The sequence below is a fragment of the Klebsiella grimontii genome (assembly GCF_900200035.1).
GTDB classification, from domain to species: domain Bacteria; phylum Pseudomonadota; class Gammaproteobacteria; order Enterobacterales; family Enterobacteriaceae; genus Klebsiella; species Klebsiella grimontii.
This window is the reverse complement of sequence record NZ_FZTC01000031.1, coordinates 1-15,303: the sequence shown is the minus strand read 5'-3', so window position 1 is coordinate 15,303 and position 15,303 is coordinate 1. Positions and strand designations below refer to the sequence as shown.

The 15,303-nt window shown below is 49.7% G+C and carries 16 protein-coding genes and 3 pseudogenes; 9 read left to right on the top strand and 10 right to left on the bottom strand.

Going from position 1 to position 15,303, the window contains the following annotated elements:
* Positions 1 to 76 precede the first annotated feature (76 nt).
* Positions 77 to 774 (top strand): annotated as a pseudogene (locus tag KOSB73_RS25380) (IS1 family transposase).
* Between the two features lie 953 nt (positions 775 to 1,727).
* Here KOSB73_RS25380 and KOSB73_RS25365 read toward each other — a convergent pair.
* Both KOSB73_RS25365 and sopA read right to left on the bottom strand, forming a co-directional pair.
* Entirely contained in the window at positions 1,728 to 2,699 is a 972-nt protein-coding gene (locus KOSB73_RS25365) for a ParB/RepB/Spo0J family plasmid partition protein (RefSeq protein ID WP_004206785.1), read from the bottom strand.
* Positions 2,699 to 3,865 (bottom strand): plasmid-partitioning protein SopA, encoded by a 1,167-nt coding sequence (gene sopA, locus KOSB73_RS25360; RefSeq protein WP_000523812.1) that lies wholly within the window; start codon positions 3,863 to 3,865, stop codon positions 2,699 to 2,701. Before sopA ends, KOSB73_RS25365 begins: the two co-directional genes overlap by 1 nt.
* 750 nt (positions 3,866 to 4,615) lie before the next feature.
* Between sopA and KOSB73_RS25355 the strand changes: the two genes are divergently transcribed.
* Entirely contained in the window at positions 4,616 to 5,626 is a 1,011-nt protein-coding gene (locus KOSB73_RS25355; protein ID WP_000200070.1) for a RepB family plasmid replication initiator protein, read from the top strand.
* Positions 5,627 to 6,323: 697 nt separating this feature from the next.
* Here the strand turns inward: KOSB73_RS25355 and KOSB73_RS25350 are convergent.
* From KOSB73_RS25350 to KOSB73_RS31405, 8 genes and pseudogenes are all read right to left on the bottom strand, one after another.
* The gene (locus KOSB73_RS25350; protein ID WP_001515717.1) at positions 6,324 to 7,064 is read right to left on the bottom strand and encodes a tyrosine-type recombinase/integrase; all 741 of its coding nucleotides are present in this window, start codon (positions 7,062 to 7,064) and stop codon (positions 6,324 to 6,326) included.
* A 331-nt stretch (positions 7,065 to 7,395) separates the two neighbouring features.
* Positions 7,396 to 7,726: pseudogene (locus tag KOSB73_RS31235) on the bottom strand (type II toxin-antitoxin system RelE/ParE family toxin).
* Positions 7,713 to 7,985 carry a type II toxin-antitoxin system ParD family antitoxin gene (locus KOSB73_RS25340; RefSeq protein WP_155075505.1) on the bottom strand — a complete coding sequence of 91 codons (273 nt, stop codon included), beginning with the start codon at positions 7,983 to 7,985 and terminating at the stop codon, positions 7,713 to 7,715. Before KOSB73_RS25340 ends, KOSB73_RS31235 begins: the two are co-directional and overlap by 14 nt.
* Before the next feature lie 224 nt (positions 7,986 to 8,209).
* On the bottom strand, positions 8,210 to 9,337 hold the full coding sequence (locus KOSB73_RS31230; RefSeq protein ID WP_370511968.1) for a P-loop ATPase, Sll1717 family: 1,128 nt from the start codon (positions 9,335 to 9,337) through the stop codon (positions 8,210 to 8,212).
* 110 nt (positions 9,338 to 9,447) lie between these two features.
* Positions 9,448 to 9,882: a hypothetical protein gene (locus KOSB73_RS31225; RefSeq protein WP_016236299.1), complete on the bottom strand. Its 435-nt coding sequence runs from the start codon at positions 9,880 to 9,882 to the stop codon at positions 9,448 to 9,450.
* A 564-nt stretch (positions 9,883 to 10,446) separates the two neighbouring features.
* A complete protein-coding gene (locus KOSB73_RS25325) occupies positions 10,447 to 11,256 on the bottom strand; it encodes a hypothetical protein (RefSeq protein ID WP_047727565.1) in 810 nt (269 codons plus the stop codon).
* Positions 11,257 to 11,273: 17 nt separating this feature from the next.
* The gene (locus tag KOSB73_RS25320) at positions 11,274 to 11,636 is read right to left on the bottom strand and encodes a hypothetical protein (protein ID WP_000533745.1); all 363 of its coding nucleotides are present in this window, start codon (positions 11,634 to 11,636) and stop codon (positions 11,274 to 11,276) included.
* 183 nt (positions 11,637 to 11,819) lie between these two features.
* A pseudogene (locus KOSB73_RS31405) lies at positions 11,820 to 12,014 on the bottom strand (hypothetical protein); the annotation flags it as partial.
* A gap of 102 nt (positions 12,015 to 12,116) precedes the next feature.
* Between KOSB73_RS31405 and KOSB73_RS25310 the strand changes: the two are divergent.
* The 7 genes from KOSB73_RS25310 to KOSB73_RS31040 form a co-directional block, all read left to right on the top strand.
* Positions 12,117 to 13,391: a type II toxin-antitoxin system RelB/DinJ family antitoxin gene (locus tag KOSB73_RS25310; protein ID WP_086817650.1), complete on the top strand. Its 1,275-nt coding sequence runs from the start codon at positions 12,117 to 12,119 to the stop codon at positions 13,389 to 13,391.
* Between the two features lie 17 nt (positions 13,392 to 13,408).
* Positions 13,409 to 13,681, top strand: coding sequence for a helix-turn-helix domain-containing protein (locus tag KOSB73_RS25305; protein WP_047727567.1), 273 nt, complete (start codon positions 13,409 to 13,411; stop codon positions 13,679 to 13,681).
* Positions 13,678 to 14,361 carry a hypothetical protein gene (locus KOSB73_RS25300; RefSeq protein WP_047727568.1) on the top strand — a complete coding sequence of 228 codons (684 nt, stop codon included), beginning with the start codon at positions 13,678 to 13,680 and terminating at the stop codon, positions 14,359 to 14,361. Before KOSB73_RS25305 ends, KOSB73_RS25300 begins: the two co-directional genes overlap by 4 nt.
* Before the next feature lie 44 nt (positions 14,362 to 14,405).
* Positions 14,406 to 14,624: a hypothetical protein gene (locus KOSB73_RS25295; protein ID WP_011091034.1), complete on the top strand. Its 219-nt coding sequence runs from the start codon at positions 14,406 to 14,408 to the stop codon at positions 14,622 to 14,624.
* Positions 14,625 to 14,626: 2 nt separating this feature from the next.
* Positions 14,627 to 14,836, top strand: a complete 210-nt coding sequence (locus KOSB73_RS25290) for a DUF7706 family protein (protein ID WP_004187413.1) — start codon at positions 14,627 to 14,629, stop codon at positions 14,834 to 14,836.
* Between the two features lie 67 nt (positions 14,837 to 14,903).
* Positions 14,904 to 15,137, top strand: a complete 234-nt coding sequence (locus tag KOSB73_RS25285) for a hypothetical protein (RefSeq protein ID WP_047727569.1) — start codon at positions 14,904 to 14,906, stop codon at positions 15,135 to 15,137.
* Positions 15,124 to 15,303, top strand: a 180-nt coding sequence (locus KOSB73_RS31040; protein ID WP_207762617.1) for a hypothetical protein, incomplete at its 3' end; no start/stop codon positions are given. The genes KOSB73_RS25285 and KOSB73_RS31040, both read left to right, overlap by 14 nt.

Below are 15,303 nucleotides of genomic sequence, written 5' to 3'. Positions count from 1 at the left end.
TTCCATAGCGACATTATTCTGGGTAATGCTGCCAACTTACTGATTTAGTGTATGATGGTGATTTTAAGGTGCTTGCGTGGCTTCCATTTCCATCAGATGTCCTTCCTGCTCCGCTACTGAAGGCGTGGTGCGTAACGGCAAAAGCACTGCCGGACATCAGCGCTATCTCTGCTCTCATTGCCGTAAAACATGGCAACTACAGTTCACTTACACCGCCTCTCAGCCCGGTACGCACCAGAAAATCATTGATATGGCCATGAATGGCGTCGGATGTCGCGCCAGTGCACGCATTATGGGCGTTGGCCTCAACACGGTTTTACGTCACTTAAAAAACTCAGGCCGCAGTCGGTAACCTCGCGCATACAACCGGGCAGTGATGTGATTGTCTGCGCTGAAATGGACGAACAGTGGGGCTACGTCGGTGCTAAATCACGTCAGCGCTGGCTGTTTTACGCGTATGACAGGATACGGAGGACGGTTGTGGCGCACGTCTTCGGTGAACGCACTCTGGCCACACTGGAGCGTCTTCTGAGCCTGCTGTAGGCCTTTGAGGTCGTGGTATGGATGACGGATGGCTGGCCGCTGTATGAATCCCGCCTGAAGGGAAAGCTGCACGTTATCAGCAAGCGTTACACTCAGCGCATTGAGCGACATAACCTGAATCTGAGACAACATCTGGCAAGGCTGGGACGGAAGTCACTGTCGTTCTCAAAATCGGTGGAGCTGCATGACAAGGTCATCGGGCATTATCTGAACATAAAACACTATCAGTAAGTTGGAGTCATTACCGAAAACCGCGCCTTATATCCCCGCCCTGAAGGTCGGGGTTTTACGGCGCACTGGATAACAGGGGCCTCCTTGCCGTCCCCCAAAAACAAACGGTATGTTTATGCGCTGTGATGATTCCCCCAGATTCTTTTCATGGTCCAGTGGTGTCTACAAAGTCAATTAATACGATAACGTGACGGACTTTCAATATGTTACCCACACGGTTATCCCCCGTTACTGTGGATAATCAATATATTGTGTCTCTGGCAGTTGCTTTTCCTACCATATGTTGTCCCTCCCCGTTCTATTTTGTGATCGGACAGTGTGAAAAACGACATCACAGTGGAGACGCTGCTGACGGGATGATGTTCATCCAGGGTCGTAAGATCGGCCGGTACTGGTTACCCGCCGGACGAAGGGCCGGCCAACGCGCAGCGTCGGTAGCTGGCTTTAAAAATGCCGGCGGAAATTTAAAGATTAAGCTGCATACTCTGCGAAATTTTGCAAATTTCACTCAACATGCTTCGTTCAGATCCCAATAGAGCTTTCACCATCGCCTGTAATAGCCGCCCTGCTGCGTGATTACTCCGCTCATCGGGTTGCTGGCGACAAGCCAATACCTGTTCGTGACAGGCATTGATTGAACCGTTATCCCTAACTAATAATGTGCCGACGATGCAGGTGGGACCGTGGTCCCAGGGAGATAACCTGACCGGCGATGCAGGTGGGACCATGGTCCCAGGCAGATAAGCTGACAGATGACGCAGGTGGGACCGTGGTCCCAGGGAGATAACCTGACCGGCGATACAGGTGGGACCGTGGTCCCAGGCAGATAAGCTGACCGACGATGCAGGTGGGACCGTGGTCCCAGAGAGAATATTCAGGCCAGTTATGTTTTCTGGCCTGTGAGAAAGGAAATGAAGTAAAGGGAGATCACCGTAGACTAATGCGTGTCCGCATCAGACTCCTGGTTTCTCAAGCTCCTTAAGAATGGCTTCTATTTTCTCTATACACTCCGCAGGAATGCGGGACTTATCCAGGTTAAGCACCATTTTATCGCCCTTATACAATGCTGTTGCCCCTGGAGCAAACTGATGACGTGAGCTCAGATTAACTCTTGATGCGGGAGATTGTTTCAGTACGGATGTTAAAAGACTAATGACCTCTTCAGCTTCAAAGATTAGTCCCGCTTTCTTCTGATCGTGGAGAGTCTCAGCCTGCTGCTTCAGTAATTCTTCTTTATCTGCAAAAGCCTTCTGAAGGGCTTCACCTGACCGGGCAGACAGTTCTCCAGGATGTGCAAACAGGGCAACAACGGATTTAGGCAGTTTGGCCGTATTAATACAGCGGGTAATGATCTTACGTGAAATGTTTTCCGCATCGGCAAGCGCAGAAATATTTCCTGCAAACTCATTCTGCAGCCGGCTTGTATAACGCAGGCCACGTTCATAAGCACTCGTCGGCCGATAATCGTTACCCAGTCGGGACAATGCAGCCATCTGCTCATCGTCCAGTTCACCAACCAGAACGCGATAATCACTTTCCGTCAGGATTGCGGCTTTACGGCGACGGCTGCCGTCTGCAATTTCTATGACATCAGAAACCCGGCGGCCGAAAGCTGGAGTCTGCTGACCGGTCAGTAAAAATGAAGGAATGAGATCATCCAGAGCATCTTCGGTAAGTAGTTCCTGATCGCGCTCATTGCCTGACCATACGCGTGAAGCGCTCTCAACAGAGTCTCCCCGGAGCACCTCAAGGGTAAATTTTACTTCCCGTCCACTTACCGGAAGAGAGATTGCATTACCGCGGGCCATAGCACCCACGCGCGCAATTAATGAATCCACCATCGGCGCGGCCGGCGCCGGTGATGAAGTATCTTCAGTCGATTGAGTATGTGTGGTATGTCTTGGAATGACAGGAGCACGCTTCATTATCTAATCTCCCAGCGTGGTTTAATCAGACGATCAAAAATCTCATTGCAAACAGGCTCCCAGATAGAGAGGGCATTACGCCAGGCACCGGTTGAAGAACGTTGATCAATAGCCTGTTCAAAAACGGTTCTCATACGGATCTGACCTTTGCCGACTTCATCCGTTTCGCGCACAACATTTTTAAGGACCATGCTTCCCCAGGCATCCCGAATTTGTTCTTCCATCCACGGGGACTGCGAGCCATTATTATTACTGTATTTGGTAAGCAGAATACGGACATCTGGCTCGAAGCCTTTAAGATCCACGTTCTTAAGCAGGTCACGAAGCATATCGAAAAACTGCAGTGCGGAGGTGTAGTCGAACAGCTCTGCCGGAGTAGGGACAATCAGAACATCAGCAGCGCATACAACATTTATCGTACCGATACCAAGGTTGGGTGCGCTGTCGATAACTATCACGTCATAATCATGAGCGACAGTTTCAATGGCCAGACGGAGCATCAGGTGCGGGTCAGCAGGTAATTTGCCTTCGTCAAATTTCCCCATCAGCTCGGTTTCAATGCGGTGCAGTGCCAGACAGGACGGGATGATATCAAGGCCAGGCCAGCAGGTGGGCTTTATAGCGTAGCTGGCGTCATCCTTTTCCCCAAGATAAAAGGGCAGGAGAGTGTCCTCAGCATGAATATGAAGATCGGGCACCCATCCGTGATACATAGAAGCAGTTCCCTGTGGGTCATTGCCTTCAACAAGCAGAACACGGAGTCCTTTCAGAGCAAGATCCTGAGCCAGGTGAACGGATACTGAGGTTTTGTAAACACCACCTTTGTGAGCTGCAACGCCAATCACCGGCGGAAACGCATCTTCAGCACGGCGCAGTCGTGTACCAAATACATCCCGCATGTGATTGATTTGTTCGATGGTATAACCAACGCGTTGCTCAACTCTCCCACGGGTTTCCATATCAGGGTGCGGCAGCCGGCCAGCTTTCTCGGCATCCCTGATAGCCTGAGATGACACGCCAACTAAATCTGCCGCTTCACCAATCCTCCAGCGCCGGGTTATTTTTCGGGCTTCCGGACTGTCATCATTAAACTGTGCAATGGCGATTGCTTTCGTCATTTCATGACCAGCACTTATGCACTGGTTGAGTGTATCCATGAGTCCCATACTGAACATCCTTTAATCATCACTTTGCATTATTTTATTAAATCTTGGAATTCATTGCAAAGCAACAATAAAATCGCAAAGTACACGAAAAAGTGCAAAGTGAACCACATTGGGTAATGAAAGAACGCAGGGGATTACAAAAGAGTACATACCGCAGTCAATATTAATCACTGCCGCTCGCCGCAGTAAGCGATCTCACACAGTGAGAAAGCGGCGAGGAAGCGGAAAATCACAGAATTCACAGATTGCACGTACGTCGGGTTGCTAAAGATGGCTCGGGATCAGCCAGTAATAATGAAATTGACTGCGGTATGTAATATATTGACTATGGTATGATGCTTACCGCATCTGTGTCGAGGAAGAGGAAAGACGACTCAGCATACCGCAGTCAATGTTTCATTGTTGTACCTGTAGATCTCAATCTTCCAGAGCGTATTCAGGAAAATAAGGCCAGGGTTCTGGATATCTGGTGTGGCGCTTCCGGGCTTGTATCTGGGTTATTCATGGTCTCGATCCAATAATTGATCCCAAGGAGATCATAATGAGATCCAAAAGAGATCCCCGGATCGCTCCAGCATGCGCTGTAACTGGCTTTAACGTCTGTCTGGATCGACTGTGGAATGTAAAATGTTGACTGTTATATGCATAATCTAATACTGTGATATGCAACGGTATTTACTGAGGTATGTATATCCGTTGACTGCGATACGTATTACTACATCCTTTTGTGGATAACCGTTGAGGATCAAGATGACGAGCGAAAATAACAGCTTACTTCTGAACCTTCAGGAGGTTGATAAGACAACCGGTGAAGTTGTTAAGCTGGATGTCAACAGCACCAGTACCGTGCAGCCAGTAGCGCTCATGAGACTCGGTCTCTTCGTCCCAACTCTGAAATCAACAGGGAAGAGCAAGGCGAACCGGAAAAACGTTACAGACGCGACTGAGGAGCTTGTACAGCTGTCCATTGCCAAAAGCGAAGGATACACTGACGTTAAGATCACCGGTTCGCGTCTTGATATGGACACGGATTTTAAAGTCTGGCTGGGGATAATTCGCTCCATGTCGGAGTATGGGGTAAAAAGTGACACCCTGGAACTGTCGTTCGTCGAATTCGTTAAGATGTGCGGATTTGACTCCCGTCGTTCAAACAAAAAAATGCGCGATCGCATCAGTAATTCCCTGTTTAAACTCGCCTCGGTTACGCTGAAGTTCCAGAGCGAGACCAAAGGATGGACCACCCATCTGGTGCAGTCAGCCTATTATGATATCAACGAGGATATCGTTGAGATCAAGGCTGAACCTAAGCTGTTTGAGCTTTACCACATGGACAGAAGGGTACTGCTGCGGCTGAAAGCCATTGACGCCCTGCAGCGCAAGGAATCAGCCCAGGCGCTTTATACCTACATCGAAAGTCTTCCCCAGAATCCTGCACCTATTTCCATGAAACGGATGCGTGACCGGCTGAATCTCACCTCAAATGTCTATACGCAGAACCACACGGTGCGTAAGGCGATGGAGCAGCTGCGGGATATTGGTTATCTGGATTACACTGAGTTTAAACGTGGCCGAGCCACCTATTTCAGCGTGCATTATCGCAACCCCAAACTCATCAGTGGTCCTGTGAAGGTTCCGCGCAAAGAGGAAGAAGAGAAGGCGCCAGAGCAAAATTATGACGAAGTCATTAAGGCGCTGAAGGCTGCTGGCATCGATCCCCTTAAACTGGCCGAAGCTCTCTCAGCGATGAAGCCAGAAAATTGACTGCGATATGCATAACATGACTGCCGGATGCCGCTAAGGACATTCCATTGACTGTGATATGCATCACGCATACCGCAGTCAATATGTGTTCTCCATCATGTCTGCCATGATCGAACAATATTGACTGTCATATGTGATTTCAGGCCGTGATACGCAGATATTGACTACGGTATGCGGGTTTAACGGCGATATTCCCAGGTCTGTGCACTGCTCCACACGTGTTAACATGCCACAGTCAATTTTTCAGTAAAGCTCTATACCCCTTACGAAAATCTCAATCGGATGCTGAGACGGTCATGTTACCTGACGGTATCCGTTCCCCTGTGTATTGCAGGTTTAGCCCGGCAGGATGAGACTGCAGCTGTCTGTATAACCCGGCGCCAGCTTCACACTGCTAAATGCGAACAGGAGACCGATGGCAGAAGGGAGTGAGCCACAGGGGTGAATGACTTTCGCAATTAACGGGATGATTCACTGAGCTTTCAGGAAACAATACACTGTGGGATGTACGGCCTGTGTCCTGTCTTGTCTGCGGTATGTCGATGCCTGCAGGCTTGCAGGTCACCGTGCAAGACCACGGCTGTTCAGTCATCCGAATGATGTCCTGGTGTGCTGGAGCAGGGAGGGGCACTGAATGCGCTCTGCTCCTGTATTTCGTATTAGCGGAATACAGGACGTCATGCCAGGGCCGTCAATCTCAGCCGGCCGGGGGCAGGGAGCGAAGGATCTCCGCGGCATCTCGCCCATCACCGGTAAAGGGAACGGCCAGGGTGGCAGCCATGTCCAGCGCAAATACCCGCGTATAGACTTCCATCGAGCGCGGATCCTTATGCCCGGCCAGTGCCTGGATGACCTTCCTGGGCTGCCGGTGATAAAGCATGTGCATAATATAGCTGTGACGGAAAGTATGCGGCGTCACGGGGATCGAAAAATGCACGCCGTCAGCTTCAGCCCGCTTCACCGCCTGTTTCAGCCAGTTGCGCATTGTCTCATCCGTGACCGGCCATAACGGCTCACGCCGGCGGGGGCGGGTGGTGACCATCCAGCTTTCCATCTGACGCACAAAACTGGCATCCGTCAGCGGTACCAGACGCACTTCATCTTTTGGCGGCCGGCCACGACGTGCCCGCACTTTTTCCGACAGCACCCGAACAAAAGGGCGCAGACCATCCAGGTCGAACGATTCCGGGGTGAGCGTCCGGGCTTCACCGATACGGATCCCGGTATTCCACATGGTGGCGAACAACATGTGGTGACGCTGGTCAGGCATATACCAGAGGAGGGCGCTCACTTCCGGCGCCAGGAGGTAAGCCGGCGTGGCACCTGTTGAGGTGGCCATCCGCCGGAGTGCCACCGCGGTCGCAAAATCAACGCCCGGGGCGATCGGCAGCAGGGAGACGCGTTCTGGTGAATTCTGCAAGGGAATGATGCTGTTCATGAGTTATTTTTCACGTAGCGCACGCACTGTTTATGGATACAGGTATTTTGCACCTGACGGGCCGATCCTGCCATGACAATAAATCGCAGCGCGCGGATCCTTTTATTGTCTTATCCCGCATTATTGCGGGTAAAACCAAATACGTAAAGGATCCTTTTTCTGCTCAGATCCTCCATGAAGCCAGTAATGACGCGGGTTGATGGCTGTTTTACGGTTTTTGGGAGAATTGGGGTAATGCCAGGACAAACAGGATCGAACAAAAAAAGGAAGGGAGCAGGGAAGGGGAGGATGCGCTACGTGAATTCTGACCTGGTACACCCCTGTAACCCTGTCAGTTTTCACGCAGCGCAATGTGGTTGCCGACTACTGCCCAGTTGAGATGACGGCCGGCATCCTGATGCTGACTTAATATACGGATAATAATAATTTCAGTATCAGTCTGCAGAAAATAAAGCATATGTCATTCAACGGGTAGTGCCAATATGTATTCCCCCAGTTCAGGACGGGGAGTACCGATATTATGAGCACTCCAAAACAAAAAAAAAGCGGAGAGCTGATTAATATATCTGTCGGCCCTCTCCTCACCGAAAATGGTGGTAGCCGTAATACCAGATATCCTCAAGATCCTGACTGGCTTTAGGTGTGAGTTTAACGTTTTTCACCGGCAGGCTTTGTGCCTGCTTTAACTTTTTTCAGGAACGTGTCCTTTTCCCACACCACAGGCTCGCCGCTGCTCAGGCCTTCTGCCAGTAAATTCCGCAGGGTCTGGAGACGTGATTCTGCCTGTTTCTCGCGAAGGAGACGAAGTGACTCGCGGATCACCTCACTCTGCGTACGATAATCACCTGATTCAATGAGATATTCTATGAAGTCACGGAGTTCGTGTCCGAGATCCACTGTTATTGTTCTGGCGATATACAAGCCTCACGATTGTAAGTTTAAATCTTACAATCAGTTTGAATGATACTCAAAGGTGCGTCCAGTACTGAATATTTGGGATAAATGGAGGAATGTCAGGATGTAAGTAACAGAAAAGAGGACGGCTCCTGCTGTCATCCGTCCATCTTCAAAGTAAAGTTTCTTAGTGTGTGTGGGAATAATCCTTGTTTCTGGCAAAAAATGTTATAAACCAAAAGATAATATAATTAAGAACACTCAATATCTTCCTCATCATCGCGTTCATAGCGATTTCCAGTAATTATTCTTATATCTAGAGCTGAATGGAGCATCTTATGAATTTTCATCAGACTGGCACGTTTGATTTCATTTTTTGTTGTTGGTGTACTGTCTCTGAATGCCCATTTGTAAGGTGTCAGGCTACTAATCTTGAAACCTACAATTCCAACTGTATAAAGACAAAGCATTATTTCATTAATGACATCCTGTTCTCTTGATTCTCCTTCTAAAAATTTGTTTGCTGTAATAGCACATGGATCAGTAGTATTTTGAATGGATAATTCACTTAATACCGCGTCTATAGTGTTTTTTGACATAGATGTTCTACTAAATTTATCAGGAAGATTTCTCAGTATTTCAATTGTTTCCTCAAAGGAAGGGTATATATCCCCCCATTCTTCTTTTAGAGATCTCAGGCGCTTTAAGGAATAGACTGCCTCCGCTTTATGAATTGAATCCCATGATATTCTTTCTCTGTTAAGTGCCACATTAAAACACTCATTCACGTATTGTAAAACGTCTCTTGGTCGAAATAATGTTCTTTCAATTATATATTCAATAGGGGTGATGCCTAAATGCCCCCCCTTTGCTTTTGGAAATATATCTTTAATAGTAACATCTTCTCGAGTATATTGTCTTTTGTATACCTCTCGCACTCGTTTTTGGACTAATTCGGTTAGTTGTTGAGAGGTCCATTTTATATCAAGTATATATGACTCATATTTTTCCTCCTGAAAACCAGAGCCTCTTGTAATATTAAATACTGATCGTAAAAGGTCCAGGCGTAAAGCAGCTATTATTTTGATATTTTTAATTTTACGAAACACCTTAATCTCTTCAATTAGCGCTCTTATAAATTTATATCTTGTATCATTTTCCGCCCAGTTATCATCCAGTTGATCAATAATGATGTAATAGTTTTTTTGTGGGTCATCAAAAGAATATTCAGCAAGCAATGAAAGTATTTCATTAAGTTTTTGAATCTGTAACCTACTGACAACCTCATTTGCTCGTTTCTTAACATCATGTATTTGTTCTTCGGTTAGTTTTTTTGCATATTCAGCACTAAGATTTACAGCACTGTATTCTGTGCCAATCGAAGCCTTAGTATCACGTTCCAGTTTGTATGTTATTTCCCTAAGATGGGTGTCAGTATCTATCCAAAATTTATCTCCCCACTCCCTAAAATACTCAAGGGCTTTTCGTTTTATCTCATCTTTTTTAGCCTGCTAAGCAAGTTTGAGAAAAAGCTATTCGTATCAGATTCACTCTTAATGTCATGGCGTATTTTTAATAATTCCATAATTAAAATATGTCGCCATAATACTTTATAAAACATATCAAGATTAACATTTAACTCTTCAAAAAATGAAATTATATCTGAATGCTCTAGAAAACCTATTGAAATATCATTAGGGTCAAGTTTTTTATATTTATGTGCTTTGTTTGCCACCATGTGCAACAAAGCACTTTTTCCTGCGCCTGTTCTTCCTATAACTATAGATGATGTATCAGATGGGTTTAATAGTTTAGAAAGATAACCACTATCAATAAAACAGTTTTCCAAGAGAAGTGTGTCTGATTCAGCGTCCAATTCGCCGATTTTAAAATTTTGCCTTATTATTATAGGGTTTATGCTCATAATTTCCTCAACGCTATTAATTGGTTTTATTATTACATTATAATTGATTTTTGATAATTGTATTTAAATTGATAGAAATTGCGATGGAGATCATAGAATAAAAGTATTGAGTGTTTCAATTTTTATTAATAGTTGCAACTATTAGGATAACTGCTTCTCGCTTGTTCTTTGTCGTCAATATTTTCAGCTCAATATCATCTCGAACGTTCATGCTTCAGTATGGCTTCTGCTATTCGTATTCAGAAACGTGCGTCTCTTCTTCAAGCGGCTCAAACCATTTTTCTTTAGCGACTTCATTGAACTTCTTACAAATGGTGTAAAGAGTTACGTTAGAAAGAGCATAGTTACGGGAAAACTGACGGGCAAAATTGGCACTCTTGGCCTATCGCTCAGCGCCTGGTTAATGCGCGCACCAGTGTTCCAGAGCTTCGACAGCAGCATTTTGTGCTAAAGATCCGGGCCGTAGTAAGCTCACTTCCACCGCCAGCACGGCAGGGTAATCGATGACCACCGGCTACTGAGCAACCGAGACTGTCTGCAGTACGAGTATAATGATTCCAGTTATCAGGATACATCTCTGTCTGTTGATATGTTCAGCGCTGAAGCAATGATTTCCCGGTTTTCCTCACTACGCCAGTTTCCGAAATAGTCCACCTCCTGGCACAGGGAACGGTGTGCTGCCTCTATAAGGTCAGACACTCTCTGAAGAGCATTCTGTAGCTGCTGCGCTGATATACCTCTTGGCACATCATGCTCATCCACCCCGTTACGGTGCACAAGGTCGTTTCGCCAGTCTGCAATAATGTCCAGCGGCTTAACCGGCCAGACGGGCGGAGTATGCAGCACGGCGCTGAAATAGCGCTCAATGGTTTTAACGTTATGAAACGTCATTCGGGAAACATAATTGCGTGCGGCGGGCCTGAACATATCAAGTTCCATCTCACGCAAAGACTGCTTTTTGTTTTTTTTGACGCGTTCTGAATTCAGGTAATATTCATCCCTGAAGCGTTTAAGAGGCCAGTCATGTTCCAGCAGAGCCCTGGCGCAGTACATCAGGTATGCTTCCATGACAGTCACTGCATGGACGAAAGACATCCTGTACACCAGTTCTGGCTGCTCTCTGTCGAGCAGGGCATGTAGCTTCTGCAGCTCCTGTCTTGCGTGCCGGTGACGCTGATGAACATCGTTCAGGGAAACCACGAACAGTCCATGTTCATGATCCCACTGAGCCTGATCAGCAAGCGCCTCCTGCTCCCAGTAATACAGGTTCGCGGCCTCCTCCCATGCTTCAGACTCAGGGACAATATCCGGGTAATTTTCCTCAAGCCATTCATTAAATCGTTCCGCTTCAATATCAATCATCATGTCTTTCATATGAGAAATCCCGCCTTCTATTTCTGTTGATCAGCTGCAGCTGCTTTTACGATGGCGTCTATTGCCTTTTCAACCGAAAACGGTCTCAGCTCACCGTTGCTCAGCTGGACCTTATAGCAGGGATGTGACACCCAGCGGCCATTCGTAAAACGAGGTTCATTCTGAACCGTAAAATGTTTAATCAGACGACCGTTCAGTTCCCAGCCCGGACAACTGTCACAATAGAGGGTGAACAGTTCCTTCAGCTCTTCAAAATAGTCACCTTCTGAAATGATCCCGACAGCTTTCACGTCAGGTCGTTGATCCATGTAATAGCCGCGGGCTTTCTGTTTTGATGCAAATTCCTTCTGACCAATCTTCACCGGTATTGAACGTCCCATTCTGAACTCCTTTGTGTTTAGCTGACAAATAGTCACTCGCCACAACCAGTTTCACGACATTAACTCTTCTCATCATCATGAAGGATTATTTTCCAAGCCGTGATTATTTCTCACCTGATAACAAGCAGCCATATAACCACGTAGTTAAATTACCGGGTCCCCGTTTTCACCTGATCCGACTTTCTATAATTTAACGGATTTCCGGAAGTGTACCACGCACACGAAATAACCATATCGCCCTTTTATGGTGGTGAGCGGCCGGTCACGGGGCAGGGGAAGGACACAACATATAGCGTCACAGCCAGCTGAGAACACCGCTACATCTTGTGTTGCCGGGCCGCAGCGCGCCGGAGGCCGGAAAGCAGATCCGGGACTACCGCTAAACCGCAACGGCGAAAAAATGTGGTCCCGTGCGCAAAAGTGCGGTACAAATGGCTGTACATTATGTAAAGCCAGATGACTGTACAAAAAGGAAGGAGCATGACCGGTTTTTTTGAACGTAAAAAGCGGGCCAAAAACGCCCAGCTGACCGTGCGTCTCGATGAGCAGCTGAAGAAACGCGCCGAACTGCGTCTGGAGGCAATGGGGATGACCGCCACGGAAGCGGTGGAGCAGCTTTACCGCTTCATCGCCGATCACGGCCGGATGCCCGTCACGGAGCGTATCGTCACATTTGACATCCAGTCACAGCGCGGCCGCGCCATCGCCCTCAATCCCGCCGACGCTGTGACCGAAAACACCCGGCGGTTTCTGCAGTCGCTGGGAGCTGTGGAAGTGGTCTGCTGCGATCCCGCTGCATTTGAACAGGCGGTACTGGAGTACTTCAGCCTGTATGTGGCCGACCAGGCTGCCTGTTTACTGGCCGGTGTACTGAACGTCACGTTCATGGTTAATGCCGCCAGTCGCGTGAAAGATGACTGGCATGACAGGCTGCTGTCCCTGTTACAGCGCGACTTTGATTTCAGCGAAGAACAGTCAGTGACGTTCATTAACAGCATCGTGGACAGCGAACATGTCGATCCTGCCATCGTCAGTCGAAATAATACGGCCTGGCGGAGCGGAAAAAGCACCGGGTCCGGCGCCGGCGCTGAACAGGCCTTACTGGATAACACCAACGTCAGGGTCTTCTATCCCTCCGGGGAAGCGCCCGTCTCCGGCAAGATCGGTGCCGCCGTCCTGCAGCGTTTCCTGACGTTCCTGGCGGAGCGGGGCGTCAGCTGCAGCGATCCGCAGAGACTGACCGAAAGCGCCGGCCGTGCATGGGGCGTGCGTGAAAATATGATCGGGAATATGCCCCCGGACATGCAGCAGGCCATAAACGATGGTGTCATTTTTGAGGCCAGCGCTGACACGCCGGACTTTTCCCCTGAGCTGGCGGCGGCGTTTGGCTTCACACAGGTCCAGGCAGAAGCGGTGCTGAAACCCGCCCTGACCGCCAGGGATCTCCCCGGTTTCCTGCAGCGCTTTCTGGCGTTCCTGGCCGACCGGGGTATCAGCTGCAGCAATCCCCGGCGGTTTACTGAAAAGGTCACGGAATACGCCAGCCATGAGGGACCGCACCGGCTTATTGCAATGTTGATGTCGCGCATCAGGGATGAGGGGGTCAGTTTTGTCTTTCACAATGAATCCCCGGACGAACTGCCGCGCCTGGCCGCGTCACTGCCCGGCGAACTGGCCGATACCTTCGGGTTTACGGGATGGCAGGCAACAACAATACTGCGTCAAATCCAGCCGGCACGGCCGGGGCAGGATTAGGGCCGGGAGCATACGCGATGAAAACGACCTGTCATGCGGCCGGCATCACGGCGGCGCCGCTTTCCCCGCAGGAGTGGCGAGCGCTGCTCAGGGCGAAAGGCTGGAAGCAGAAGGAGCTGGCCCGCCGCTGGAATGTGTCAGAAACCTGGATCAGTAAGCTGGCCAATAACCCCGATCGGGGCACGCACTGGAACGATGCCTGCCGGGGTCTGCCCGATATTCGTGCCCGGCGGCCCGGCGAACCGCGCGCGGCAGGCACAGACGCACCAGAGCCGGGAGGCCCTGAATGAACAGACGTCTTCACCTCATCACCACCTGTACCCGGCGCAAGGCGGGCAGCGTGGAGGATACCGTTTTTCCGGGCGACACTTCCCTTGATGACGCCTTTGACGGCTGGTACAGGCTGATCGCCCAGGCTGCCCGCCGTCCTGGCAGGGTGCTGGAAACGGGAGAGCTTTACCGGGGCGCACACTGGCGGCGTGCCCGCGGTATCGCGGCGCGGTGGCCGGGCATCGAGCTGTGGGCCATGTCGGCCGGTCTGGGGCTGCGCCACCATACCGATCCGGCGGTCGCGTATGAGGCAACGTTTCACGCCATGCCCTTCGCGCCGGCGACCGTCTGGGGCTCACTGACGGCACGGCCCCCGCTGGCGGGCCGCTGCGCCTCCCTGGCTGAGCTGATGCAACGCTGCCCGGACGAGCGCTTTGTGATCGCCGGTTCACCCGTGTATATCAGCGCGGCTGAGCAGGATATTCTGGCCGGCGTGCCGGCACTGCATGATGCGGCCACTCAGCTGATTATCGTGACCTCACAGGGCTATCGTGGTCCGCTGCAGCCGTTTCTGAAAAGAAGCCGCGCGGACATGATGGCGCCCCTGAAATCGAACATGACGTGCCTGAATATTGCCTGCGCCGGCGCCCTGATTGACGCCATGATGCAGGCAGACGCCCGGCAGGCGGCGACCATTTAATACAGACAGAGACTGGCGCTACCGTCGCCAGAAGGGGGTTTTACATGTTCAGCATCATTTATCACGCCGGCGCAGCCGTCCTTTTCCTGGTCATGAGCCTGGCGGCCGGCGCCGGCCTCCTGCTTCATGGCCATGAATATACGACAGGTCATTTCTGGAACATGACGGGGCTGTGCATTGTGTCAACTCTCGTCTGGATCTGGGCTGTAGCTCAGGCAAAAGAAGCCTGGTACATTTCACGAAACATCAAAAAAGGACTCTGACCATGAAAGATGAAATTCGCCACGAAAAACCCGTTGAAGTGAATATACAGCTGACACACAGAGAAGCGCAGGCTCTGGCGCAACTGGTTAAGCGTCTGGGATTCAGTGACTGCCGCGGCCTGGCGACGTCAGATATTGAGGCATATCTGATGATGGATGGAATCAACCAGATCATGAAAGCACTGGCTGAAGAGGGCTATGCACCACGATAAGGGCCGGGACTATCTGGAATTAGCCGGAAATACGACCCTAGCACGCGGGCAGTAAGGAGTGGTTTTAATGTTATACATGGCTTTATGCAGTTTTATGATGATCCTGGCGCTAAGTGAGATGTTCCGCACGATGACGGCGATCGGCAATGGCAGTTTCGCCGGCAACCGCTTCATACCGCTCGCCTTAGTTCTGTTAACGCTGGCGCTGGCATCACCTTTCTTTGCCACATTTTATACGATGAGCCGTTCTGATTTCATGGCGACGACGGCCTGCTACATGGCTGCGTGTGGCAGGTCTTAAACAACTGAACTGGGCTAGCGAAGGAGTGGGGGCAACAGCAGCTGCGCTGGTAGACTTATCCACAGTTGCTGGTAACAAAATCAGCAATCCGCCCTGGGTCAAATTTCAATCGGCAGGGTGGGTCAATTTTCCATCAGCGCCAACAAATGGTGGTTTCGTCGGGGAT

Bases quoted from the DNA above. Each gene is read 5' to 3' on its own strand.
- KOSB73_RS25365 (WP_004206785.1), bottom strand. From the start codon at position 2,699: ATGAAGCGTGCTCCTGTCATTCCAAGACATACCACACATACTCAATCG.
- sopA (WP_000523812.1), bottom strand. From the start codon at position 3,865: ATGGGACTCATGGATACACTCAACCAGTGCATAAGTGCTGGTCATGAA.
- KOSB73_RS25355 (WP_000200070.1), top strand. From the start codon at position 4,616: ATGACGAGCGAAAATAACAGCTTACTTCTGAACCTTCAGGAGGTTGAT.
- KOSB73_RS25350 (WP_001515717.1), bottom strand. From the start codon at position 7,064: ATGAACAGCATCATTCCCTTGCAGAATTCACCAGAACGCGTCTCCCTG.
- KOSB73_RS31225 (WP_016236299.1), bottom strand. From the start codon at position 9,882: ATGAGCATAAACCCTATAATAATAAGGCAAAATTTTAAAATCGGCGAA.
- KOSB73_RS25325 (WP_047727565.1), bottom strand. From the start codon at position 11,256: ATGAAAGACATGATGATTGATATTGAAGCGGAACGATTTAATGAATGG.
- KOSB73_RS25320 (WP_000533745.1), bottom strand. From the start codon at position 11,636: ATGGGACGTTCAATACCGGTGAAGATTGGTCAGAAGGAATTTGCATCA.
- KOSB73_RS25310 (WP_086817650.1), top strand. From the start codon at position 12,117: ATGACCGGTTTTTTTGAACGTAAAAAGCGGGCCAAAAACGCCCAGCTG.
- KOSB73_RS25305 (WP_047727567.1), top strand. From the start codon at position 13,409: ATGAAAACGACCTGTCATGCGGCCGGCATCACGGCGGCGCCGCTTTCC.
- KOSB73_RS25300 (WP_047727568.1), top strand. From the start codon at position 13,678: ATGAACAGACGTCTTCACCTCATCACCACCTGTACCCGGCGCAAGGCG.
- KOSB73_RS25295 (WP_011091034.1), top strand. From the start codon at position 14,406: ATGTTCAGCATCATTTATCACGCCGGCGCAGCCGTCCTTTTCCTGGTC.
- KOSB73_RS25290 (WP_004187413.1), top strand. From the start codon at position 14,627: ATGAAAGATGAAATTCGCCACGAAAAACCCGTTGAAGTGAATATACAG.
- KOSB73_RS25285 (WP_047727569.1), top strand. From the start codon at position 14,904: ATGTTATACATGGCTTTATGCAGTTTTATGATGATCCTGGCGCTAAGT.